The following is a 24,910-nucleotide window of genomic DNA, read 5'->3' on the forward strand; positions in this document are numbered from 1 at the left end:
CGCAAATGACAGGAGGAATAGAGATGTCTATATCAGAAGCAGTAAGCACAGGCTTATCCCGCAGAATCGCGGATACATTCATCGGTCAATGCAATGAACAAGGGGAGCACGAATATGTAATGGAGCGCTGGGCGTATGTGCCCGGTATGCTGCTGATGTCAGTGGCCCGGGCCGGGGTGCAGCATGGCGAGCCTGAGTACCTCTCCTTCATGCAGCGGCATATGGACAGCTTCATCGGGGAGGACGGAAGCATCCGCTCCTACACGCTGGAGGAATATAACCTGGATCAGATCAATCAGGGCAAGAATCTGTTCTGGCTGTACGCTCAGACGGGTGAGCAGCGCTACGCGGAAGCCGCCCATCTGCTGGCAGCGCAGCTAATCGGACAGCCCCGGACCTCCGAAGGCGGCTTCTGGCATAAGAAAATATATCCCTTCCAGATGTGGCTGGACGGGTTATACATGGCTTCGCCGTTCCTGGCCGAATACGGGGCAGTCTTCGGGCGTCCGGAGCTGATCGATGAAGCGGCCCGTCAGCTGCTGCTGATTGAGCGCAGAACCCGTGATCCGCGTACCGGCCTGTTCTATCACGGCTGGGATGAATCCGGGGAGCAGGAGTGGGCGGATTCCTCCACCGGATTGTCGGCTCATTTCTGGAGCCGGGCGATGGGCTGGTACGCGATGGCCGCCGTGGACTGCCTGGAGCATTTCCCGCTGACCCATCCGCAGCGGGGAACGGTAATGGGGATTTTTCAGCGGATGTGCGGTGCGCTGGTTGAGGTGCAGGATCAGGAGAGCGGCCTCTGGTATCAGGTGCTGGATCAGGCGGGACGCAAAGGCAACTACCTCGAAGCGACAGGCTCCTGCATGTTCGTCTATGCAATGGCCAAAGCTCTGCGGCTGCGTTATCTGGAGCCTTCCTTCAAGGCAGCGATGTTAAAAGGCTACGAGGGAATCCTTAAGCATCTGGTTACCGAAGACGAACAAGGCGTTCATCTGCACAAGATCTGCCACGGGGCAGGGCTCAGCAAAGACCGCAACGGCTCCTACGATTACTACATTTCCGAAGCTGTTGTATCCGATGTACCAATGGGTGTAGCGCCGTTGCTGCTGGCTTCTCTTCAAGTGGAAAGGTATGTTGCCGGGCAATAGACAGATAGCGGGATATGGGCCATTGTTGCCGGGATTTTGCTGGAAGGACAGCCGGTTCCCTGGCCGCATTTTATGGCATCGGGCAAAACCACATTTGCCGGTCATCTGACCAGTCTGCTCGGGCAGGAGAATGTGAATCTTTTGAATACGGACCCTTACAATAAATTATTCATGCATCCGAATCATGAGAAGTTCGATATTGTGATTAGGAATCAGGATTAAGCATCGTTTATATCCAAAAGAATGATAAAAAGCTGCGGCTCCATCTATCCAGATTTCAGTGGACAGACGGGGCCGCAGTTTTATGATTTAGAGACTGCAACTGATGCTGCATATTTCTCTATCTGCTTCTTGTGATGCTTGTCGTGGGAGATGAAATCTCTCAGATACTTGCGTATGCTGAATTTCTTGCCGTCACCATCCCGATGATTCTGTTCAAGGGCCGTATCGCTTAATGAGGCCGCAAGCCCGGTAATCTTGGTCCGGTACAGCACGAATTGCTGGATGGCTTCCTGCCGGGTTACTGTCCTGGCGTATAGAACCGCATTGGCATTGAATACATTGAAGTCCAGATGCGCAGCTGTCAGCGGCAGGCCTTCTTGGATTTTGACCAGGGCCTCCTCATAAAAGTATTTGTCCCACAGTATGATGTGGCAAAGGACATCCTGCAGGGACCATTTTCCGGCCTCCAGCGGAGCCTCCCAGTCTGCATCTTCCATGCTGTCCAGCGATTGAATATAGGGGATGAAGGATTCGAATTCAAGAATGAGCTGCTTGTTGGTTTTGGCTGCCATGATCATACCACCTTGTCTGTCAGATTGAATAAGAGATTATATCATTCATTATAATAGGAGGAACTGGACCACGGCCTGTCAGGTTCAGAGAATGTATACGGAGAACAGCACCCTTTCAGTTCATTTTCAATCTATATAGAATCCGGCACGGACAGAGGGTATAATTTCAAATAGATGGTAGACAGAGTTAATTACAGGAGGTTCACTATGCAACAGAGGGTGCTGCTGATCGAGGATGATGAAGCGATCAGCGAAATGGTCCATTCTTATCTGACCAAAGAGGGCTATGAGGTGGAGATCGCATATGACGGGGACATGGCAGTGAGCAAGTTCCTGGGCGGTCTTACTTACGATCTGGTATTGCTGGATCTGATGCTGCCGAAGCGCAGCGGCACGGATGTGCTGCAGATTATCCGCAGCGGCAGTCTTGTGCCGGTACTGATTATGTCGGCGAAGGACAGCGATGTGGACAAGGCGCTGGGGCTGGGCTTCGGCGCGGATGATTATATTACGAAGCCGTTCTCGATGATTGAGCTGGCAGCCCGGGTGAAGGCGGCGATCCGCCGGGCGGGGTATGCTGCATCTGGAAGCCAGGCTGTTGTCGGGAGCGGAGCGCAGGGCAGCGGGGAGTCGCAGGCAGAGAAGCCGAAGGTTATCGAGCTGCGGGGACTGACCGTGGATCTGGATAATTTCTCCGTACGCAAGAACGGGCAAGAGCTGAAGCTGACCGCCAAGGAGTTCCACATCCTGAAGCTGTTCGTGAGCAGTCCGGGCCGGGTATTCACCAAGGCGCAGATCTACAGCCAAGTCTGGGAAGAGGATTATTATGGCGATGAGAACGTAATTAATGTACATATGCGCAGATTGCGCGAGAAAATCGAGGAAGATCCCTCCCGTCCGGAGTATATCAAGACGCTGTGGGGGATCGGCTACAAGCTGGGGGATATGCTGCTGTGATCATTCTGTTGCTGGTTCTGCTTGTCCTGTTGCTTGTGGTCTCTACGCTGCAGTTCCTGAATTCACGGCAGCATGCCCGCCAGTTGGACTACATTCATCATAAGCTGGAGAGCATCATAGAAGGCGGATCGCATGAGCGGCTGCTGCTAATGAGCAGCAGTCCGCAGATGCAGCAGCTGCTGACCGATCTGAACCGTCTGCTGGATGTTAACCATCAGGGAGCGGCCAAGCGGAGCAAGCTGGAGCAATCTATGCGCGGAATGCTGGCGAATGTGTCGCATGATCTGAAGACGCCGCTGACGGTAGTGCTGGGCTATATTGAGACGCTGCTGCATGATGAGACGGTATCCAAAGAAGAGCAGGAACGTATGCTGCGGACGATTCATACCAAGGCCGGCGAGGTCATTGCGCTGATGAACCGGTTCTTCGATCTGGCGAAGCTGGAGTCGGGGGACCGGGATATCCCGCTCTCGCGGGTAGAGCTGGGCGAGGTCTGCCGCCGGAATATTCTGGCCTTCTATGATCTGCTTAGTGAGAGCGGCACGGATGTGCAGATTGAGATTCCGGAAGAGCCGCTTCATATCATGGGCAATGATGAGGCGCTGGACCGGATACTGACGAACCTGCTCTCCAATGCGATTACCTACGGTAATGCAGGGGGAGTGCTGGGGCTGAAGCTGTACCCGGACGCCGGACGGGTCTGCATAGAAGTGTGGGACCGGGGCAAGGGCATCGCCGAAGGCCACGAGGATAAGGTGTTCGAGCGGCTGTACACCCTGGAGGATTCGCGCAACCGCGACTATCAGGGCAGCGGCCTGGGGCTGACGATTACGAAGCGGCTGACCGAGCAGATGAACGGCACTATTTCCCTGAGCAGCCAGCCGAATGTGCGTACGGCATTTACGCTCTCTTTTCCCAGACAGTCCTTCTGAAGCTTCTTAAGAATTAAGTAAGATTTCAGTAAGAAAAAAGCAAATTCCGCCCTGTAGAATAAATACCAGGAAGAACAAGACGAGGCTAAAGGGGATAACGGAAAATGACAACGATACTCCAGACATGGGATCTGACCAAGGTCTATGAGGATAAGGAAATTGTGAGTAGTGTGAATATGGAGATTAAGCGGGGTGAAATTTACGGATTCCTGGGACCGAACGGCGCGGGCAAAACAACGGTGATGAAAATGATCACAAATCTGGTGAAGCCGACGGCGGGCGAGATTGAATTTGCCGGGGAGAAGATGACCCACCGCTCTTACGACATGCTGAAGCGCATGGGCAGCATTATTGAATACCCGGTGTTCTACGACAAGCTGAGTGCCCGCGAGAATCTGGCGCTGCATGGAGAGTATATGGGCTTTTATGATGCCAACGCGATAGAGGAAGCGCTCGAATTAGTGAAGCTGAGAGCGGTGGACAGCAAACCGGTGAAGAATTTCTCCCTCGGGATGAAGCAGCGGCTGGGCATTGCCAGAGCGGTCATGACCAAGCCGGAGCTACTGATCCTCGATGAACCGATTAACGGGCTGGACCCGCTTGGAATCAAGGAACTTCGCGAGGTGTTCCGTATGCTAAGCCGTGATTATGGCATGACGCTGCTGATCTCCAGCCACATTCTGGGCGAAATCGAACAGATTGCCGACACAATCGGCGTAATCCGTGAAGGGGTACTGGTGGAGCAGGTGGCAATGGATACGATCCGGAGCCAGCAAACCCAGTATATCGAGCTGGTGACTAGCGAGTGTACGAAGGCCGTCTTCGTCCTGGAGGGGAAGCTGGGCCTCCGCAATTACAAGGTGCTTGACCCACGGACCATTCGTGTATACGAAGATATCCCGCAGCTGGAGCTGAGCCGGGCCCTGTCCGCAGCAGAGGTGGAGCTGGAGAGTATGAGCAAGAAGCATCATTCGCTGGAGGATCATTTTGTGGAACTGATGGGGGGCAACAACCATGCTTAAGTTAATCCGTCTGGAGCTGCGCAAGAGTAAATTCACTTTTCTTAAAGGTGTGCTGATTGCAAATTTGGCCATTCTGGGCTTCATGATTCTTATTGCTTTTACGGGTATAGATGAAGGAGACTTCGCGACGTATGGCGATTTATTTCAAGGGGTATCTGTTTTTGTAAAAGCAATCTATATCATCTTCGCCTCTGTACTGATCAGCAAGCTGGTCATCGACGAGTATAAGAATAATACAATCACAGTGCTGTTCATGTATCCGGTACCGCGTAAAATGCTCATGGCGGCCAAGCTGATTATTGTCTTTCTATTCACCTTCCTTACTATTTGGTTGTCTAATATAGTGATCAGCGGTATTCTTGCAGGTGTTGGTTATTTCCTGCCTGACCTCATTCAGGGAACGCTGACAATGGATCTGGTTATTACCTACTCTATGCAAGCCGGAATGGATGCGCTCTACGCAGCCGGTATCGGACTGATTCCGCTATACTTCGGGATGCGCCGCAAATCGGTGCCGGCTACGATTGTCTCCGCCGTCCTGATCGTGATGCTGATCTCCTCCGGCTTCGGGAACGGAAGCTTCCGCATGGGTGATCTGCTTGGGATCTCGGTTAGCCTGGCCCTGGCCGGGGTGGCGGTTGCCTACTTCTCGATCCGAAATATCGAGCATCAGGATGTAAGCTGAGGCTGCCGGAATCGTAGCCGGTCCACTCTTAGAAATGCAGCAGACAGTGCGGTCCTTCTGAAGGACTTGCACTGTTTTTGCCGTTGTACAGACTGGCTAGTGCAATGTTTTTCTGGCGACCGCATACGTTTTTTTTGCTATAATAGGAACTAATTCAGAGAGTTCTACATAATCAGAGCGTTTCTGCAGTCTTCGGACGCTAACTATAGCATAGTTGAAGCAAGAGCGGAGGAGGTGGGCTATGCTTAAGGACTGGGCTACTATTCTGGACAACGCGCTATCAGGCGAAAGTACGTATAGAGCGTTGTTTGATCATCATCCAGACTTCATCATTGTGCTGGACAGGCAGGGGCGATACAGGGACAGCAACCGGATGTTAAGTGCCGAGGAGGCAGGCAGACTGAACGAATGCCGGATGCATCTGCCCGGCGAGGTTCATTTCGCATCTGCCCTGGCCGGGATTACATCAAGCTTCGGGCTGGCCTTGGATGCTGCGGAAGGAAACGAAGAGACGGCGAGAGGGACTGGCGTGGTTGAGGATGCGGTGAGTGCAGGTGCTGGAAGTATAATAAGCGCTAGTGCTGAAACTACTGGTGCCGGAAAGGACGAGCATGCAGATGTTACGGTACGCTATGTGCCGCTTCACACTGACGAAGGCATTGCTGGTGTGTTCGCTATCCTCCATGATCCCGGGAACCGGCCATTTTCCAGTCTGCTGCATAGCTGGGTGAGCATGAGCAGCAGCAATGCTGCAGACGATGAGCGGAATGTGCAGGCAGGAGAAGAATATTCTGTGTATGCGGATGAAGTGGCCGCCACGAAGGATGACGATGAGCTGCCGGTGGCTGAATTCATCTTCGAGATGGCTGAGGACAAACGGCTTAGCCTCATTCTGAACTCTGTCTCGGCCGGAATTTTCGGCCTGGACAACCTCGGCCGGACCATCTTCATTAACCGTGAAGGGGCAGAGATGCTGGGTTACAAGCCGTCAGAGCTGACCGGGCTGCCAATGATGGAGATGATCCATTCTCTGCATGGAGGTGCGCCCCGCCATTCCCTGCTGGAGTGCCCCATTATGCTTACCCTGCAAGACGGAGTTACCCGCAGCATGGCGGATGAAGTCTTCTGGCGCAAGGATGGAACCAGCTTCTTCGTGAATTACCGGATCGCTCCGCTGCTGGACCGGGGGAGGATCTGCGGTGTGGTTATTTCCTTCAGCGATATTACGAACGAACGGGAGGTTCTCCGCGCCAAGGAATCAGCAGAGCGGGCTGCACAGGCCAAGTCGGATTTCCTGGCGATGATGAGTCATGAGATCCGCACGCCGATGAACGGAATGATCGGCATGGCCGACCTGCTGCTGGAGACCGAGCTTGGGGAGGAACAGCGCAGCTACGCCGAGATTCTGCGCAGCAGCAGCTACAGTCTGCTGCAGATTCTTAATGACATCCTCGATTTCAGCAAGATGGAGGCCGGCAAGATGCCGCTGCAATCCGAACGCTTCGATCTGCGGGAGATGCTGGAGGGCGTCATCGATTTGTTCACTCCGAAGGCGGAGGAGAAGAAGCTCTCGTTGCGCTGGTGGGCAGATACGAGTGTGCCGGACATCGTCACGACCGATCCAAGCCGGCTGCGCCAGATTATCGTCAATCTGGTCGGCAACGCGCTGAAATTCACCGAGCGGGGCAGTGTCACTTTGTCAGTCAAGAACATCCCGTTGCCCGCCTCACCGGAATATCTCCTGGAGTTCTCGGTCCGCGATACCGGCGTAGGCATTGCCGACAGCAAGCTGAATCTGCTCTTCCAGTCCTTCTCCCAGCTACATCCGTCTATTAACCGCAAATACGGCGGGACAGGATTGGGACTTGCCATCTGTAAGCAGCTCGTGGAGCTGATGGGCGGAACGATCTTTGTGGAGAGCGAGGAGGACCGGGGATCGATCTTCCGGTTCATGCTGCCTTTTATGAAGGAAGAACTGGAGCCTGAATACTCTCCTGAGGCTTAGCCGGGGCCGGTGGGAGGGGCGGAAGTTCACTTGTGTTCTTGTCAATCGAGTCACTCAACTGTATACTCAACTATCGAGCCAGACAACCCGTTCCCCAAGATACAGTGGGAGCGGGTTATTTCTGTCTGTTATTTCCACTCTGACGCATGGGCAGCGTAAACAATTGGATTTTCTCCACTTGCTTATCTTCGATAGGCTCTTACTGGGATAGCAGTTGGAAAATCAGCACTTAATTTAGCCCAATTCAGCCTAAAAGGTAAAATCATCAATTTTAGTTGCTGTTTTTCCACTTGTTGGTCCATGATCCGCTGAATCCGGCGAAATAAGCTACGTTTTTCCATTTGCTTGCTGGCAACGGCCATCTTCTCTCAGACTTCTTGGTTCATATGTAAGAATTTATTTGGCGCAGGCGTTTTGCTTGTTGCATTATAAGCAGATTATAGTAAAATCAGAGAGTATAATTTCCAAATTCTTCTTATAAGGGGGAGTAACATGCAAGAGCAGATGTCACGTACGAATAAGGCGGCGTGGGAGACAAAAGCGTATCAGGCTTGGACACACTATCATGGTTCACCTGAGGAGCTTGCATTGCAGCTGCAGCAAGATCCCGCACATACGCTGCGGTATTGGCTTAAGTACACAGGCGATCCGACAGGCTTGAAGGTGCTGAATCTGCTCGGCTCTCATGGCAGGAAGGCGATTTGCTTCGCCTTGCTGGGGGCAGAAGTCACCGTCGTGGATATCTCGGAAGAGAACCGCTTATACGCCTGTGAAGTGGCGGAGGCAGCGGGGGTGAAGCTGAATTACCTCTGTGCAGACGTCATGAATATCCCCGAAGAAGAAGCCTTGGGAACGTTCGATGTGGTGCTGATGGAGTTTGGGATTTTGCATTATTTCGCAGACTTGAATGAGGTGTTTGCCTTGGTCCGCAGACGGCTGAAGGCAAATGGACGGCTCCTGCTGACCGATTTCCATCCGTTCGCCAGGGCATGGCTGACCACCAAGACGCTTCAGCATCCCACCGGAAATTATTTTGACGATACGCTTAGAGAAAGTGAAATTGCATTCGCCAAGCTGCTTCCTGAAGAGGAGCGTTCCGGCGTAGGACAAGTGGTGGTGCGGAGTTGGACGCTGGGGAATATCCTGACCTCTGTCGCTTCGCAAGGGCTATCTATCCGTGCCTTTGAAGAAATCAAGAGTGCCGAGCACCAGGGATTCCCCGAATTCTACACGCTGGTTGCCGATGCTGCTGAGGGGCTGTTAAGACCGTTATATCCTGATAGGACAACATAATAGTATCCAGCAAAAAAACAGCAGGTCTCCATTTGGGGACCTGCTGTTAGCTTGAAGCAAGTAGGCGGAATGTTCGCGAAAAACCGAACACAATTGGAGCAGCGGATAGTATATCGGCCAAAATGTAATCGAAAAACCGATCACATTGCGCAATCGTGAGGCAAGTGAGCCAAATGTAATCGAAAAACCGATCACATTGTGCTGGCGCGATGGTGAGCAGTCCAGTCAGCTTAAGTTCTTACAGCATTCACCCGCATGGTGGTGCTGTCTTGGTGAAGCAAGCTATGCAATCGGGGCAGCCACTACCGGACCTGATGCCTGCTACTGGCTCCACCCGCTCTAGCGCATATACATCAGACCTACCGTAGCAGGTCCGCAGTGACTCCCGATGACACAGCCGGCATGAATGACGGCTATTTCCTCGACACCGGTCTGCGCGCGCAGCGCGGTCTCCAGCATCTTGGCATCCTCTTCTGCCAGCGTATGGGCAATAATGAGCAGCTCCTTGTCCATATCGGCGGCATTCGCGAGCGCATGCTGAAGCATTTGCTCCACCGCTTTCTCCTTTTTGCCGCGGATGCGGGCAACAGGGACAATGGCTCCGTCCACCAGCCGGAGAACCGGACGGATCTTCAGCAGGCTGCCGATGAAGTTCTGCATTCCCGAGCAGCGTCCGCCCATGTATAAGTAGTCCAGCGTATCGACCACGAATTCCGATTCCACCCGGTTACGGGCTTCGGTAATCATCGCTGCGATGTTGGCAGCGCTCTCGCCTGTGGCTGCGGCACGGGCAGCCTTCATGACCAGCAGCGCAATTCCGCCGCATAAGGTCTCAGAATCTACGACATGCACCCGGCCCTCCGGGAATTCACCCGCTGCCAGCAGTGCATTCTGATATGTAGAAGATAGAGCAGAGGATAGACTGATATAGACAATATCATGGCCGCTGCTGATCACTGGCTGGAACGCGGCGATGAAATCAGCAGGGGAAGGCGCAGCGGTCTTAGGCAGAGCACCACTCGCAGCGACCCGGCGGTAGACCTCCTCAGGGGTGATTTCGACCCCGTCCTTGAAGGTACCGTTCTCAAAGACTACATATAACGGCACAATGCCGATATCATAGGTGTCCTTCCAGCCTTGCGGCAAATCGGAAGTGCTGTCTGAAAAGATTTTTACGATAGACATGAATATCTCCTTCACCGATCTCGGATGAGAATACACTAGATTAAGAAAACTATAATCTGTTTATTATACCAAGCTTGGGAAGAATCTCAAAACAAAAAAACAGCTCCACCGTCCATGTTAGACAGCGAAGCCGTTCCCGGATACCACATCCAGCCTTGCAGCTTATTTCTTCATCACCGGAATCCATACTTCACACACATAATCCTCAGCAGATGTATCGCCGGGCGGGTATAGCTCGATCTCAGGTCCGCCGGTATGCTCGTAGCCGGTTCCCGGGAACCATTCCTGATAGATCCGCTGCCAAACCCCTTGAATCGCATGCGGTAAAGCGCCCTCTGACCGGAAGACCGCCCAGCTGGCGGCCGGAATGACTGCCGTCTCATACCCCTGTGCATCCGTATCCGCTGTTCCTTCCACCCCGATCCAGTAGGTAAGCATTTCCTTCTCCATATCCATACACATGCAGATGCCAAGCCATTCACGGGATGCGCTAAGCTCAATCAGCTTGTCGGAAGTGCCGTCCTCATTGCATTCGTCCCAGAACTGCGGGATTCTGCGGAAATTCTCCCCGTCACGGGTAGTGACCTCCATTGATTTGCCGATAACAGTAAAAGCTGGTTTATCCACGATTTTGTAGTCCATGTCCTGATCTCCCTTCAATGATAGATGGAATGAGATGCGGGGGAAGGCTTTGAGCTGGACGCCCGATTTACGCGCTTCCGAAGGGGTAATCCCATGCGCCTTGCGGAACGCCTTGGCGAAGGACTCCGGCGATTCATATCCGTATTTCAGCGCCACATCCAGCACACGAACCTTGGATACGGCCAGCTCCTGGGCGGCCAGTGTCAATCTGCGTTTGCGGATATAGTCGGCCACGGTGAAGCCGGTCAGCATACTGAACATGCGCTGGAAGTGGAACGGTGAGACATAAGCTACCTCAGCCACATCCTCGATGCGCAGCGTTTCAGTCATTTTCAGCTCCATATAGTCCAGTGCGTTCTTCATTCGGATCAGCCATTCCAAAGCTCCCCATCTCCTTCTGAAATCATTCTAGCATGTTACCGCACATATGTTCCTGTTATTCTCTGCTCATTAGTGACAGGTTTCGTCCGGCAGTCTGTCCATCTATGATGCCATGGATGAAGGGATTTGTCAGCCTTCGTTACGCTATCCGATCCGGCAAACTCTGGCCTCGTAAGGGCGGAGGGTGCTGCGGTCCATGGCAGCGGGCTCCTCTGAATAATTTCCGATGATCGTTGCGGTGACGGCATTCAGCTCCTCCGTAAGCTCTATAGTCTGTGGTGCATCACTGAAGTTAAGCAGGATCAGCCACTTTTCACCTTCCAGGGTGCGGGTATAGGCATAGATATATTCATGCTCCGGCAGCAGCAGCTCATAAACGCCATAGACCATAATCAGATGCTGCTTACGCAGCTGAATCAACTGCTGATAATAGTAAAAGACGGAGTCCGGATCAGCCAGCGCCTGCTCCACATTGATCTCCGTATAGCGCGGATTGAGCTTCAGCCACGGGGTTCCGGTGGTGAATCCGGCATTGCTGGAGGCGTCCCACTGTATCGGCGTGCGGGCATTGTCGCGGCCTTTGGTATGAATCGCCTGAAGAATGGTGTCGTGGTCTGCGCCGCCTTCGGTCACCTTTTCCCGGTACATATTGAGAATCTCAATGTCCTTATAGTCTTCAAGCGTGGGAAACTTTACGTTAGTCATACCGATTTCCTCGCCCTGATAGATGTAAGGTGTGCCTTTGAGCGTGTGCAGCAGGGTAGCCAGCATTTTGGCCGATTGCACGCGGTATTTGCCGTCGTCTCCGAACCTGGAGACCATCCGCGGCTGATCGTGGTTGTTGAGATAGAGGCTGTTCCAGCCCTTGTCTGCAAGCCCCACCTGCCATTTATGCAAAATATCCCGTAGCCCCTTCAGCGTCCACGGCACCACATTCCACTTCCCGCCTGGGCCGGAGTCCACGTCCATATGCTCGAACTGGAACACCATCTGCAGCTCATGGCGGTCTTCGTCTGTGTAGAGAATGGCATCCTCGACCGTTGCTCCCGGCGTTTCCCCGACGGTCATTACGTCATATTTGGAGAGAACCTCACGGTTCATCTCCTGCAGATACTCGTGGACCCGTGGACCATTCATGTAGTATTCGCCGCCGCCCGCCAGCTCCCCGGGTGCGAGATCCTCATGTTCGACCGAAGGCAGGCCTTCCACCTTGGAGATCAGATTGATGACATCCATCCGCAGTCCGTCCACACCCTTGTCGAGCCAGAAGGCAATCATCTTGTAGAGTGCCTCCCGCAGCCGAGGGTTCTCCCAGTTCAGATCCGGCTGCTTGCGCGAGAACAGGTGGAGATAATATTCGCCGGTCGCCTCATCCCGCTCCCAGGCCGGTCCGCTGAAGATGGAGCTCCAGTTGTTCGGCAACGCGCCGTCCGGTCCGCCGGGACGCCAGATGTAATAATCCCGGTAGGGATTATCCTTCGAAGAGCGGGATTCCGCGAACCAGGCGTGCTCGTCCGAGGAATGGTTGATGACGAGGTCCATCATCAGCTTCATGCCGCGTTCATGCAGTCCGGCCAGCAGCTCCTCCCAGTCCCGCAGCGTGCCGAACTCATCCATAATATCCTCGTAATCGCTAATATCGTAACCATTGTCATCGTTCGGCGATTTGTAGACCGGCGACAGCCAGACGACAGTAACGCCCAGCTTCTGCAGATAATCCAGCCGGGAGACGATACCTTGCAGATCACCGATGCCGTCTCCGTTGCTGTCCTGGAAACTGCGCGGGTAGATCTGGTAGACTACGGCTTCTTTCCAAAAGGTTCTTTTCATTGGGGGATGCTCCTTCTATGGTATATTCATTTTAATAGGTAATAAGAAAAGGAAGTGATTGAACTGATAATCCAAGCGGTTCTTTTTGATTTGGATGGAACACTGCTGGACCGTGACACCTCTCTGTTAAAGTTTGTCCAAGATCAATACCGGCGCTACCCGGAACTTCAAACCGTTGATCATGAGCTGTTTGTCCAGCGCTTCATCGAGCTTGATAATCACGGTTACCTGTGGAAGGACAAAGTGTATCAACAGCTCATACAAGAGTTTTCTATTCCAAAGCTGGACTGGAGCTCACTGCTCGATGATTACTTATACAACTTCCAGCAACATTGTACAGGTTACCCGAATTTGTTAGCTATGCTTACTGAGCTCAAGAATCATGGTCTGAAGATTGCGTTAATCTCGAATGGTTATGGCCAATTTCAATACGATAATTTCAAGGCGTTGAACATCGGGCATTTATTCGATGAGGTGCTTATCTCCGAATGGGAGGGACTGCGCAAGCCAGATCCGGCTATTTTCCATCGTACATTGACCCGGCTGGGTGTAGCCGCAGAGCATGCTATTTTTGTTGGCGATCATCCGGATAACGATATACGTGCGAGCCGCGAAGCAGGAATGAAGGCTGTCTGGAAACGGAATGATCCGTTTGTCACAGTGGCTGAAGCGGATGCTGTCATTGATGATTTGGCAGAATTAGTGGAGCTCTTATTGAAAAAAAGCCCCGAAGAAGCCAAATATCTTCGGGGCTGATCAAATTACACCGTGACGGAAGCACCCCCGGCACTGACAGTGCCCAGTCCGTTCACTGTATACTCCTTGCCGTGAATGGTGAGGGAGGCTGGAACCTCGGTTTCGTTGCTGACGGTAACCTGTGCATCGGTCACGGTGACCTTCAGCCGCGAGCCGCGGAACATGATTTTGAACGAATAGGAGGTCCAGTGTCCCGGGTTAGACGGGTTCAGGACGAGCCGGTCGTTCAGCACGCGAAGTCCGCCGAAGCCGTGAACAACCGACATCCACGTGCCCGCCATGCTGGTGGTATGGCAGCCGTCCTCCGTATCGTTATTGTAATTGTCGAGATCCAGACGCGAGGTCCGCAGGTACATCTCATACGCCTTTTCCTTATAGCCCAGCTCACAGGCCAGTATGGCATGGATGCAAGGGGAGAGAGAGGACTCGTGAACGGTGATCGGCTCGTAAAAGTCGAAGTTGCGCTTCTTAGTCTCCAGATCATATCGGTCGCCGAGGAAGTAGAGTCCCTGAAGCACATCCGCCTGCTTGATGAAGCAAGAGCGCAGAATCCGGTCCCATGACCATTTCTGGTTCAGCGGCAGGTTCTCCGGCAGCACATCCTTGACCTGGATGATCTCCTTGTCGAGGAAGCCGTCCTGCTGGAGGAAGATGCCGCGTTCCTCGTCAGCCGGATAGTACATTTTGGCGATAATCTCATTCCACTTGGCCGTTTCGCTCTCCAGCAGCTCCAGCTTATCAGCCAGCTCGGCGTAACGCGTACCCTCATTCTCCTGCAAATAGGCCAGAGCCTCCAGCGTGTATTCCATCGTCCAGGCGGCCATCCGGTTCGTGTACCAGTTGTTATTGACGTTATTCTCGTATTCATTCGGGCCGGTGACGCCCAGCATGACGTATTTGTCCTTATGCGCCACATAGTTCACACGCTCCTCCCAGAAGCGCGCAATCTCTACCAGCACCTCCAGGCCGTATTGGCCCAGATAAGCCTTGTCGCCGGTATAATTCACATAGTTATAGATGGCATAGGCAATCGCGCCGTTACGGTGAATCTCCTCGAACGTAATCTCCCACTCGTTGTGGCACTCCTCACCGTTCATCGTGACCATCGGGTAGAGCGCGCCTTTACGGTAGCCGAGCTTGCGGGCATTCTCCTTGGCCTTCTCCAGATGCTTGTAGCGGTAGATCAGCAGATTGCGGGCAATCGCGGAGTCGGCGGTACTGAGATAGAACGGCACACAATACGCTTCCGTATCCCAGTAGGTGCTGCCGCCGTATTTTTCCCCGGTGAAGCCCTTCGGTCCGATGTTGAGCCGGTCATCCTCGCCCGTATAAGTCTGATTCAGCTGGAAAATATTGAACCGGATCGCCTGCTGCGCTGACACATCGCCCTCAATAATAATGTCGCTTTCCTTCCACTTGTCGCCCCATGCCGCAGCCTGTTCTGTCAAAAGCGCCACAAACCCCGCCTCCCGCGCACGCTGAAGTGCAGCCGATGCGGCATCCACGAGCTGTCCCAGACCGTAATTGCGGGAGGTGACATTCGCAGCATACTTATAAATAACCAGCTGATCGCCGGATTGTACCGGAACATTCACTGTACTGCCCACATATTTGTCCTGTTCCAGCACTCCTGCTTCGGCCGCAACCGGCTCACCATTCAGCAGAATATCGAAGACGAAGGCGGAGGTGACATGGAAATCGAGCTTTTTGGTCTTCAGGGTCAGATGTCCGCCTTCTGGTCCAGCCTTCTTCTCCACCTCGTTCCAGAACTTCTCGTCATAGTTGGAGTCCTTGTTCTTGATATCGCCGTCCAGGTAGGGGGTTACGGTAATATTCCCTGCGAAATTGAGCGGAGTGAGCGAATAGCGGATCGCCCCGATCTCATGACGGACCATGCTGACGATCCGAATGCTCTCCACTTTAACTTCTTTGCCGTCCTGGGTGGTTGCGGTGAAGCTGCGGGAGAGTGTGCCTTCCTTCATATTGAGTACCCGGCGGAATTCGCTGACTGTGCAGTGGGCCAGATCCAGCGGCGTCCCGTCCAGCTCGATGTTGATGCCGATCCAGTTAGTGCTGTTCAGCACTTTGGCAAAATACTCCGGGTACCCGTTCTTCCACCAGCCGACCCGTGTCTTGTCAGGGTAATAGACGCCAGCCATGTAACTGCCTTGCAGGCTGGGTCCGCTGTACTGCTCCTCGAAGTTTGCTCTGCCGCCCATGTATCCGTTCCCGATACTAAATACGCTTTCGGATATTTCCTGGGTCTGCGGATCAAAGGACTCTTCGATAATGGACCATTCGTTGATTGTTAAGTATTGTTTCATGGTTATGGCTCCTTTAAGGGGGGATGTGAAAAGAACTGAACTTCGTACTAAAATCATGGGGACTGCATCGCCGCTGCGCGAAAGGTTTGGACTTCCGGCCGCTGTTATAATCAGATTTCTTTATTGAAGTGGTTCTCAGCGGATGAAATCTGATTATAAAGGCGGTCGCTAACGCTCCTACAGCTCCAAACTTTCACTCCGCAGCTTCATCCCCATAAGTTTAATAACTACCCTCAGTTCTTTTCCTGAGGGTAGGGTAGAAGATGCAAGTGCAGCATCCGATCTGACTGTAGATCTGAGATGATGAATTAAATTGATAAGTGCATACAGTAAATGCCGCTTTCCGCACCCATTGCAAAGCTCAGAGGCTTAGACTTTGAGGTAGTTGTATTCTGTGCATTTAATAGGCGCGATTAGAGGGACTGAAGCCGTATAAGTGTAGTCTGTACAACTAAATCTGCTCTAAAAGGTCATATCAGCCTAAAAGTGATTGCATAATTGTACAAAGTACAACTGAGCGGAGGAATGGGAGCTAAATTGGCAATATAGTTGTACAAAGTGCAGTAAGGCTGTCCGGCGGGCTAGATGCAGCGTGAGCGGGAGGGCTCACGGCTCGGAACGGTTCACGTTCCTACTTCTGTTACTATTCGTCACACAGTGGAAAAAGATTCCTTCAGCGTGGCAACAGTAAGCTGCTGTAGGGAAGGGACAACTAGTGTTGCTCCGCTGAGTGTCTCGGGGGAGCCGATGCCCACGCTGCGCATACCGGCACGGGAAGCGGCCAGGATACCGGCTGCGGCATCCTCGAAGACGACGCATTGTACGGGAGCGGTGCCAAGAGCCTTCGCGCCCAGCAGGAAGACCTCCGGGTCCGGCTTGGCCGCGCTGGTATGTGTGCCGTCGATGATGGCATCGAAGTATGGGGTCAGGCCGGTATTGTTCAAGATGGTCATCGCGTTCTTACTGGCTGAGCCGAGGGCAACCTTGATGCCGTCGGTCCGGCATTCCTTCAGGAAGTCCAGGGCGCCGGGGAGAATCTCCGAGCTGTCCATCTTGGCGATATACTCGACATAGCGGTTATTCTTCTGTTCCGCCAGTCTGGCTTTGTCATTTTCGCCAAGCGAGATGCCGCCGATTTCCAGCAGGATTTCCAGCGAGGCCGCCCGGCTGACTCCCTTGAGCCGCTCGTTATCCTGCTCTGTGAAGACAAATCCAAGCTCCTCGGCCAGCTCCCTCCAAGCAATATAGTGATACCGGGCAGTGTCTACGAGAACGCCGTCCAGATCGAACAGGCAGGCTTTGATATCTGACATATTGAACCTCCTAAAATGATTAGTGAATACACTCCATATGTTAGCGCAAACGTTTGTACAAAGCTCCAAAAAATAAATGAAGCGTAAGTCTGCTTCATTCATTTTCTTGTACATGCCTTAGTTTCCCGGAGCATGCATAGAGGACTCCCGTACGATTAAACGGTGGGGAATGACAAAACGGTTCGTATAACCATCCTGATTATCCGGCTTCTGGATGTTCTGGATCAGTACCTGCGAGGCCGTATAGCCAAGATGATAGATTCCGATATCAATACTGCTGATCGGAGGACTGGACAGCTCGGAGAGCGGGATATTGTTGAAGCTGACAATCGCCAGATCCTCAGGGACCTTGTACTTCAGCTCGTTCAATCCGCGGAGTACCCCGAAGGAGACCATATCATCCACCGCGACAAGCGCTGTCGGACGGTTCGGAAGATTCATGAAGAAGGACATCGCCCTATAGCCGCTGTCCTGCAAGAACTCGCCTTCAACGATCCATTCATCCTTCATCGTAAGACCCTTACCCTGCATGGCCTTGCGGTAACCCTCCAGCCGGTCGCGTGAAACGATGAGGTTCGGCGGGCCGCTGACGAAGCCGATGCGTTCATGTCCCATGGAGATGAGATGATTCGTCGCATCATAGGCGGCCATAATATTATCATTGTCCACTGACAGAATATCCTCGTAGCGGTCGCTCCGTCCAACCAGGACAAAGGGATAACCGCCCGACTGCAGAAAATCGATCACCGCATCGTCTTTACGGGAATACAGCAGAATAACGCCGTCCACGCGGCGTCCCTTAAGCAGACGGGAGACAGCTTCAAGCTCCTCCTTCTCGTTCGCCCCGGAGCTGATCAGCACATCATAGCCGGAACGGCTGGACTGAGTGACGATCCCGCGGATTAATTCCATAAAAAACAAATTGGAGAACAGCTCTTCAGCCGGTTTCGGAAGAATGATGCAGATACTGTTAGTGGTCTTGGATACCAGACTTTTGGCCATCATATTCGGGGTGTAGCCCATTTCTTCCATAATCACTTTGACCTTACGGGAAGTTTCTAAGCTGATTCTGGGATGGCCTGACAACACCCGGGACACCGTGGAGGGAGAGACTCCCGCTTTCTTGGCAACGTCCTTAATGGTAACTGTCATAGAAACCTCCTAATGGAACCGTTTGCTTTACACAGTAATATTAATCGAAGTGGGGTTGATTGTAAATAGTGAACCTCGCATAGGGCGCAATCCCCGTGACTTATACGTTCTGAGCACCACACGGCGATACGGCTTAAGCTATTATGAATTTGGAAGTGGAGCAGAGGTACGTGCAAATCAGTGCAATTGGTAAAGAGTTTTTGTGCAAAATTAGTGCAAAGAGAGCAAGGTGTTGCTGATCAATCTTTAAAAAGTAAGCAGTTGAACATTACTTTTTCGGAAGAATAGCAAGTTAAAAAAATTCAACAGACCCTATAAATACTGAATATACAAAGGACACAACAGAATTGATTCTATTGTGTCCAGTACTAAGTAGTAGCTCTGTTTCAATATACAAACGGTTGCGCTAAAATGTTCTGAATCAGCTTATAAGAAAGCGGGCAGAGTTTAGGACATGTTTGCCTGAAGCACGGCGAAGCCGTATGCCGGCAGCCGCAGTGACAGCTTGCCGCGTTCGGCGCGGAGCGCTTCGCCGGTCCAGAGATTCTCCCAATTGCGTTCCTGAACATCCAGCCGGAAGGTCTGCACCGTCTCCTCCGTATTGATCAGCACGATGATCAGATCATCGCCCAGACTGCGCTCGTAGGCCAGCTTACTGCCTCCGGCTCCGGCTTCAAGGAAGGTGAAGCGTCCGGTACGTAGCGCCCGGTGGCTGCCGCGGATCTCAATCAGCTTACGGTAAAAGTTGAACAAATCGCGGTCCTGCCGCTCCGGGTCCCACTCCATGCATTTTCGGCAATCCGGGTCTCCCCCGCCATCCATTCCGATCTCGTCCCCGTAGTAAATGCAGGGCGTGCCCATGAAGGTGAACTGGAACAGCGCAGCCAGCTTCATGACATTCTTATCACCCTCTGCCACAGTCAGCAGCCGCGCAGTATCATGGCTGTCGAGCAGATTGAAGGCAACCTCGCTGGCCTGGAGCGGATACCGGGACAGCTGTCTGCCGATCGAATGGGAGAAGCCTTCTGCATCCAGGGTTCCGTAGACGAAGAAGTCAAGCACCGCATCCGTGAACGGGTAGTTCATGACGGCATCGAATTTGTCGCCTTCCAGCCAAGGGGCTGATTCATGCCAGATCTCGCCCAGAATGTAAGCCTCGGGGTTGGCACGCTTCACCACTTTGCGGAAATCACGCCAGAATTCGTGATCCACCTCGTTGGCCACATCCAGACGCCAGCCGTCGATGCCGACCTCCTTAATCCAATACTCTGCGACCTTCAGCAAATATTCCTTCACCTCAGGATGCTCTGTGTTCAGCTTCGGCATCAGCGGCTCGAAGGCGAAGGCATCGTAGGTCGGAATATTGTTCACGACCTGGAGCGGATATTCCCGGATATGGAACCAGTTCTTATACTCCGAATCCTCACCCTTCTCCAGCACATCCACGAACGGAGCGAAGGTACGGCCCGCATGGTTGAAGACCGCGTCCAGCAGCACGCGGATGCCGCGCTCATGACAGGCATCGACCAATCTTTTCAGCGTGTCCACATCACCGAAATGCGGGTCAATCTGCATATAGTCTTCCGTGTCGTATTTGTGATTGGTGGTGGCTGTGAAGACCGGCGTGAAATATATGCCCGTAATGCCCAGCTCTGTCAGATGATCGAGATGGTCTATGACACCTTGCAGGTCTCCGCCGAAGAAATTATCCGGCCGGGGGGTTCCGCCCCAAGGCTCTACATTAGCAGGGCTCAGGCTGGGATCGCCATTTGCGAAGCGCTCGGGGAAAATCTGATAGAAGACAGCGTCCTTTACCCAAGCCGGAGGCGTGAAGACATCACCACGGCTTATGTAGGGGAATTCAAACAGCCGGTTAGGGTTCGCGGGACGCTCCTTCTGGAAATCACTTTCAGTCATCCAGATGCGTTCCTGGCCCTGCTGCAGCAGGAAGCCGTATTTCAGCCTGCGGTAGAGCGGAACCGATTCGCATTCCCAGTAATCGAACATCGCATCGGAAGTGAACAGGGTCATCGGGATCAATTCCTTGGTCGAATCCCAGGCATATTTATCACCCGCCCAGGCGAAGACCTCGGTCAGATCACCCTTCTTGGCCCGCAGCCGCAGGTGGATGGTGTTGTGATCGTAGGCATACGACCAGTTCAGACGGGGACGGTGATACACGGCTTCTAATAACATAATAATTCCTCCCAGATTTAGTTTAGCTAGATTACGCACCCGATTCTGCACACAACAAAGAGGCACAACCGCCGGTTAGATTACGCCGAGGTTGTACCCGAGAAGGGACAGTGCCTTTAGATTGGTGAAGAATGAGGTGTTTCATGATGGTTTGGATTATAGCACGGAACAAAATGAGGTTCAAGAGGTTTGTACAAACAGTTGCACAAAGAAATATCAACGGGAAACCGATTTCCAAAGTCTGTAAATTGATAATATTTAGTTTTTTTACAACATTATTCGCCTAAATACGACAAAAAATGCAGATTCGAAATTTATAAATGAAGTATATTAAAGTTATTTAAAGAAATCGTGCGATAAGAAGAGTAATAATATTATTATTTAGGGTAAATGGCGAAAAATTAGTGATTTTACTGTGTGCAAACGTTTTTACAATTGCAAGCCAGCTGATGTATTATGGATTCAGGAATGAAGCGCTTTCTAAACAAGGCATGATGCATTCGGAAGAGGCAATGGTAGAAAGCAGAATTTTTTTTGAATCCTCTGAAATCGTTTGCGCAAAGTAGGGGGCATCATCGTCAAGGCAAAAGAAGCATCATCGTCAAATCAAGTAATATACACACACAGGAGGGGTTAAAAGGAATGGATCTCAAAAAACTTATGGTTCTCACCGCAGCGTGCTCGATGGCAATATCAATTACGGCATGCGGCTCCAACAACAATACGGGGGGGAATGCAGCGGCGACTAATGCTCCTTCGGATAATGCAGCGGCTACGGATAATGCCGGGGGCGGCAGCGACAACGCTCCGGCAGCGGGTGAGATCGTCCCTGAAGAGGGCGCATCCCTTGTGATCTGGGAGAGTAAGGAAGAAAGACAGTTCGCCGAGGAAGTGTCTAAGCAATTCACTGCCAAATATAACGTTCCGGTCAAAATTGAAGAGGTAGCACCGCCTGACCAAGTTGGCAAGCTGACCCAGGATGGTCCTTCCGGTCTGGCAGCAGACGTTACCGTCATTCCGCATGATAATCTCGGCAAGGCGGCAAGTGCGAGCCTGCTGCTCCCGAATGATGTCTTTGCAGAGCAGACCAAGGCTGAGAACACTGAGGCTTCAATTGTCGGTTCCTCCTATGAAGGTGAGCTGTACGGCTATCCAAGAGCGGCGGAGACCTATGCGCTGTTCTACAACAAGTCTCTGATAAAAGAAGCTCCGAAATCCTTCGATGACGTCATTGCCTTCAGCAAAACATTCACGGATAAAGCTAAGAACCGTTACGGCATTATGTGGGAAGTCGGCAACATGTACTTCAACTATCCGTTCATCGCCACTACCGGAGGCTACCTGTTCGGCAAAGACGGTACCGACAAAGACGATATCGGCCTGAATAATGAAGGTGCGATCAAAGGTCTGACTGAATTTGCAAAGCTGAAGGAAGTATTGCCGATTAAGAGCGGTGACATTAACCCGGACATCAAGCGCAGTCTGTTCAACAGCGGCGATGTAGCTATGGATATTACAGGACCATGGGAGCTTGCCGGATATAAAGAGGCGCTGGGCGACAACCTCGGAATCACTCCGGTTCCAACCATTGACGGCAAAACCGCCATTACCTTCTCCGGGATCAAGATCTTTACCGTCAACGCCTATACGCAATATCCGAATGCTGCTAAATTGTATGCCCACTTTGCTTCCGGCAAAGACTCGCAGCTGACGCTCAACAAGCTGGTCGGTTCCGTGCCGACCAATAATGAAGCCCTGCAGGACCCGCAGATTACGGATGATCCGTTCGTATCCGCTTTTGCCGAGCAAGCCAAGAACTCCCAGCCGATGCCTTCGATTCCTGAAATGGGGAACGTCTGGAGCCCGGTGAACGCAGCACTTCCGGCAATCTGGGATAACAACACAGATCCTAAGACTGCGATGGACAAAGCTGTAGAACAAATCAAGGACCTGAACAACGGGGCCACTGCCCAGTAATTACACAACCATCAGCTTACCGTGGAATTAGAGTTGCCCGCCGCATAGCCTGCGGCGGGCAGTTTCCTTGAATTCCGCACGGAGAGGAGAACGGAAGGGAAATGCAGCGACACAAAGCGAGAGCTGGAATACTGTCGGCCATTTTTATGGGATTGGGACAAATATATAACCGCCAATTCATCAAAGGGCTTATGTTCATGGCTGTAGAAGCTGTGGCACTTATCTATTTCATTAGCAATCTGGGAAGAGCCTTCTGGGGGATCACCACACTCGGGGAATCTCCAAGCCGTCTGGAAAAGGTAAAGGGAATTGCCAAAATGGTGCCCGGGGACCATTCCATCGTCATTCTGATTGAAAGTCTGATTACCCTGCTGTTCTTTGTGTTATTCCTGATTGTCTGGTACATGAATATTAGGGATGCCTATAAAACCGGAGCAGAACGCGAAAACGGCCGTCCATCGCATACATTTACACAATCCGTACGTTATATTCTGGATTATAAATTTGCCCAGAGCTTCCTGCTGCTCCCGGGGCTTGGAATTCTGTTCTTCACCATTATGCCGATCTTCTTTATGATCATGCTGGCTTTTACCAACTATGCCGCACCGAATCACATCCCTCCGGCCAAGCTGGTGGATTGGGTGGGCTTTGAGACCTTCCGCAATCTGCTGGTGCTGAAAACCTGGAGCCATACCTTTTACGGCGTACTTACCTGGACCGTCATCTGGGCGGTTCTGTCCACAATAACAACTTATTTCGGCGGGATGCTTGTTGCCCTGCTGATCAACCAAAAAGGGATACGCTTCAAGGGCATGTGGAGAATGCTCCTGATCATTCCTTATGCCATTCCGCAGATGATCTCGCTCCTCTTGATGCGCAACCTGTTTAACGGGCAGTTCGGCCCGATCAACCAGTATCTCGGCTTTTTCGGGCTGAATGGATTGCCCTGGCTGACAGATCCGTTCTGGGCCAAGGTTACAGTCATTGTGGTGAACATGTGGGTGGGTATCCCGGTATCCATGCTGCTGATTATGGGGGTGCTGACCACTATTCCCCGCGATATGTACGAAGCGGCTGAGGTGGACGGTGCGACCAATTATCAGAAATTCCGGATCGTCACCCTGCCGATGATTCTGTTCTCCACCGCGCCTACGCTGATCATGCAGTTCGCCGGGAACATCAACAATTTCAATGCAATCTTCCTGCTGACAGGAGGGAACCCGGTGAACGGGAACTACCAGTACGCCGGCTCGACGGATCTGCTCGTCACCTGGCTGTATAAGCTGACGCTGGATCAGAACAAGAATAATATGGCGTCTGCTATCGGCATTATATTGTTCCTCATTGTTGCCGGGTTCTCCCTGTACAATTACCGCCGGACCAAATCGTTCCAAGAGGAGGACATGATTCAATGATCATCGGACGCAAGGCAGCGAATTTTATTCGTCTCTGCTTAAGCTATATCGTTCTTGTTGCACTGGCGGTTGCTGCGATCTATCCGGCACTCTGGATACTGCTTGCATCGTTCCGGCCGGGTAAATCCCTGTACAGTAAGACGCTGATTCCCGAGACATTCACCCTTGCCCACTATAAAGAGCTGTTTACCTCACCGGTCTATATGTTTGGAACCTGGTATGCGAACACGCTCAAGATTGCGGTGTTCTCGATGCTGATCGGGTTGGTGCTGACGCTGTTAACCAGCTATGCCTTATCCCGGTTCCGGTTCAAAAGCCGCAAGACCACCATGTCCACACTGCTCATCCTCGGGATGTTCCCGGGCTTCATGAGCATGATCGCCATCTATCTGCTGTTGAAGGAGTTCAATCTGCTGGATACCCATCTGGCGCTGATTATCGTCTATGCGGCCGGAGCGCCGCTCGGAGGAACGCTGATCGCCAAGGGCTTCCTGGACACGATTCCGCGTTCACTGGATGAGGCGGCACGGATCGACGGGGCGAGCAACTTTGGGATTTTTACCCGGATTATTCTGCCGTTATCCCGTCCGATGATCACCTATATAGCGCTGACCCTGTTTGTCGGCCCGTGGGTCGATTTCATCTTCGCCAAGCTGATTCTGCGGACCAAGGAGAACTGGACGGTTGCCGTGGGGATGTGGGATATGGTCAATACGATGCAGAATTCCAACTTCACGCTGTTCGCGGCGGGCGCCGTGCTGATCTCTGTACCCATTATGATTCTCTTCGGCTTCCTGCAGCGTCTGCTGGTTGACGGCCTGACGGCTGGGGCCAGCAAGGGATAGGGAAATAACAATTAGTCAATGTATGTACGAATAACGGGTGCGGCCTTGAAGCAGT

21 protein-coding genes are annotated in these 24,910 nt (G+C 52.4%); 12 read left to right on the forward strand and 9 right to left on the reverse strand.

Features of this window, described 5'->3' with window-relative positions; translation table 11 throughout:
* Nucleotides 1–23 precede the first annotated feature (23 nt).
* Nucleotides 24–1,151, forward strand: coding sequence for a glycoside hydrolase family 88/105 protein (locus MKZ07_RS00100; protein WP_341023919.1), 1,128 nt, complete (start codon nucleotides 24–26; stop codon nucleotides 1,149–1,151).
* A 72-nt stretch (nucleotides 1,152–1,223) separates the two neighbouring features.
* Nucleotides 1,224–1,373: a hypothetical protein gene (locus MKZ07_RS00105; protein WP_200869186.1), complete on the forward strand. Its 150-nt coding sequence runs from the start codon at nucleotides 1,224–1,226 to the stop codon at nucleotides 1,371–1,373.
* Between the two features lie 80 nt (nucleotides 1,374–1,453).
* On the opposite strand, the gene MKZ07_RS00110 is transcribed toward MKZ07_RS00105, so the two are convergent.
* The gene (locus MKZ07_RS00110; protein WP_036692725.1) at nucleotides 1,454–1,945 is read right to left on the reverse strand and encodes a DinB family protein; all 492 of its coding nucleotides are present in this window, start codon (nucleotides 1,943–1,945) and stop codon (nucleotides 1,454–1,456) included.
* Nucleotides 1,946–2,152: 207 nt separating this feature from the next.
* On the opposite strand from MKZ07_RS00110, the gene MKZ07_RS00115 reads away from it, so the two are divergent.
* The 5 genes from MKZ07_RS00115 (at nucleotide 2,153) to MKZ07_RS00135 (ending at nucleotide 7,546) form a co-directional block, all read left to right on the forward strand.
* A complete protein-coding gene (locus tag MKZ07_RS00115; RefSeq protein WP_036692726.1) occupies nucleotides 2,153–2,902 on the forward strand; it encodes a response regulator transcription factor in 750 nt (249 codons plus the stop codon).
* Nucleotides 2,899–3,834 (forward strand): sensor histidine kinase, encoded by a 936-nt coding sequence (locus MKZ07_RS00120; protein WP_036692728.1) that lies wholly within the window; start codon nucleotides 2,899–2,901, stop codon nucleotides 3,832–3,834. The genes MKZ07_RS00115 and MKZ07_RS00120 overlap by 4 nt, the downstream gene beginning before the upstream one ends.
* A gap of 104 nt (nucleotides 3,835–3,938) precedes the next feature.
* Nucleotides 3,939–4,856, forward strand: a complete 918-nt coding sequence (locus tag MKZ07_RS00125; RefSeq protein ID WP_036692731.1) for an ABC transporter ATP-binding protein — start codon at nucleotides 3,939–3,941, stop codon at nucleotides 4,854–4,856.
* Nucleotides 4,849–5,541: an ABC transporter permease gene (locus tag MKZ07_RS00130; RefSeq protein WP_341023924.1), complete on the forward strand. Its 693-nt coding sequence runs from the start codon at nucleotides 4,849–4,851 to the stop codon at nucleotides 5,539–5,541. The genes MKZ07_RS00125 and MKZ07_RS00130 overlap by 8 nt, the downstream gene beginning before the upstream one ends.
* Before the next feature lie 241 nt (nucleotides 5,542–5,782).
* Nucleotides 5,783–7,546, forward strand: coding sequence for a PAS domain-containing sensor histidine kinase (locus MKZ07_RS00135; RefSeq protein WP_341023926.1), 1,764 nt, complete (start codon nucleotides 5,783–5,785; stop codon nucleotides 7,544–7,546).
* A gap of 182 nt (nucleotides 7,547–7,728) precedes the next feature.
* Here the strand turns inward: MKZ07_RS00135 and MKZ07_RS00140 are convergent, their stop codons facing one another.
* Nucleotides 7,729–7,908 carry a hypothetical protein gene (locus MKZ07_RS00140; RefSeq protein WP_036692737.1) on the reverse strand — a complete coding sequence of 60 codons (180 nt, stop codon included), beginning with the start codon at nucleotides 7,906–7,908 and terminating at the stop codon, nucleotides 7,729–7,731.
* A gap of 130 nt (nucleotides 7,909–8,038) precedes the next feature.
* Between MKZ07_RS00140 and MKZ07_RS00145 the strand changes: the two genes are divergently transcribed.
* Nucleotides 8,039–8,839 (forward strand): class I SAM-dependent methyltransferase, encoded by an 801-nt coding sequence (locus tag MKZ07_RS00145; RefSeq protein ID WP_036692741.1) that lies wholly within the window; start codon nucleotides 8,039–8,041, stop codon nucleotides 8,837–8,839.
* Nucleotides 8,840–9,178: 339 nt separating this feature from the next.
* Here the strand turns inward: MKZ07_RS00145 and MKZ07_RS00150 are convergent, their stop codons facing one another.
* From MKZ07_RS00150 to MKZ07_RS00160, 3 genes are all read right to left on the reverse strand, one after another.
* Nucleotides 9,179–10,024 (reverse strand): DegV family protein, encoded by an 846-nt coding sequence (locus MKZ07_RS00150; protein WP_036692743.1) that lies wholly within the window; start codon nucleotides 10,022–10,024, stop codon nucleotides 9,179–9,181.
* Nucleotides 10,025–10,186: 162 nt separating this feature from the next.
* Entirely contained in the window at nucleotides 10,187–11,047 is an 861-nt protein-coding gene (locus tag MKZ07_RS00155; RefSeq protein WP_341023930.1) for an AraC family transcriptional regulator, read from the reverse strand.
* 144 nt (nucleotides 11,048–11,191) lie between these two features.
* A complete protein-coding gene (locus MKZ07_RS00160) occupies nucleotides 11,192–12,877 on the reverse strand; it encodes a glycoside hydrolase family 13 protein (RefSeq protein ID WP_341023931.1) in 1,686 nt (561 codons plus the stop codon).
* Between the two features lie 63 nt (nucleotides 12,878–12,940).
* Between MKZ07_RS00160 and MKZ07_RS00165 the strand changes: the two genes are divergently transcribed.
* Nucleotides 12,941–13,633, forward strand: coding sequence for an HAD family hydrolase (locus tag MKZ07_RS00165; protein WP_084648843.1), 693 nt, complete (start codon nucleotides 12,941–12,943; stop codon nucleotides 13,631–13,633).
* 5 nt (nucleotides 13,634–13,638) lie between these two features.
* On the opposite strand, the gene MKZ07_RS00170 is transcribed toward MKZ07_RS00165, so the two are convergent.
* The 4 genes from MKZ07_RS00170 to MKZ07_RS00185 all read right to left on the reverse strand — a co-directional run bounded on the left by MKZ07_RS00170 (nucleotide 13,639) and on the right by MKZ07_RS00185 (nucleotide 20,618).
* Nucleotides 13,639–15,957 (reverse strand): glycoside hydrolase family 65 protein, encoded by a 2,319-nt coding sequence (locus tag MKZ07_RS00170; RefSeq protein ID WP_036692747.1) that lies wholly within the window; start codon nucleotides 15,955–15,957, stop codon nucleotides 13,639–13,641.
* 650 nt (nucleotides 15,958–16,607) lie between these two features.
* A complete protein-coding gene (pgmB, locus tag MKZ07_RS00175; protein ID WP_341023933.1) occupies nucleotides 16,608–17,270 on the reverse strand; it encodes a beta-phosphoglucomutase in 663 nt (220 codons plus the stop codon).
* A 117-nt stretch (nucleotides 17,271–17,387) separates the two neighbouring features.
* Complete coding sequence (locus tag MKZ07_RS00180; protein WP_036692751.1) at nucleotides 17,388–18,422, reverse strand: LacI family DNA-binding transcriptional regulator; 1,035 nt, start codon at nucleotides 18,420–18,422, stop codon at nucleotides 17,388–17,390.
* A 447-nt stretch (nucleotides 18,423–18,869) separates the two neighbouring features.
* Nucleotides 18,870–20,618, reverse strand: coding sequence for an alpha-glycosidase (locus MKZ07_RS00185; protein ID WP_341023936.1), 1,749 nt, complete (start codon nucleotides 20,616–20,618; stop codon nucleotides 18,870–18,872).
* 642 nt (nucleotides 20,619–21,260) lie between these two features.
* Between MKZ07_RS00185 and MKZ07_RS00190 the strand changes: the two genes are divergently transcribed.
* The 3 genes from MKZ07_RS00190 to MKZ07_RS00200 all read left to right on the forward strand — a co-directional run bounded on the left by MKZ07_RS00190 (nucleotide 21,261) and on the right by MKZ07_RS00200 (nucleotide 24,855).
* Nucleotides 21,261–22,595: a sugar ABC transporter substrate-binding protein gene (locus MKZ07_RS00190; protein ID WP_341023937.1), complete on the forward strand. Its 1,335-nt coding sequence runs from the start codon at nucleotides 21,261–21,263 to the stop codon at nucleotides 22,593–22,595.
* Between the two features lie 101 nt (nucleotides 22,596–22,696).
* Complete coding sequence (locus tag MKZ07_RS00195) at nucleotides 22,697–24,010, forward strand: sugar ABC transporter permease (RefSeq protein ID WP_036692757.1); 1,314 nt, start codon at nucleotides 22,697–22,699, stop codon at nucleotides 24,008–24,010.
* Complete coding sequence (locus MKZ07_RS00200) at nucleotides 24,007–24,855, forward strand: sugar ABC transporter permease (protein ID WP_036692759.1); 849 nt, start codon at nucleotides 24,007–24,009, stop codon at nucleotides 24,853–24,855. Before MKZ07_RS00195 ends, MKZ07_RS00200 begins: the two co-directional genes overlap by 4 nt.
* Nucleotides 24,856–24,910: the final 55 nt, after the last annotated feature.

The organism is Paenibacillus sp. FSL P4-0338 (assembly GCF_038002365.1).
In the GTDB taxonomy this organism is placed as follows: Bacteria; Bacillota; Bacilli; order Paenibacillales; family Paenibacillaceae; genus Paenibacillus_AQ.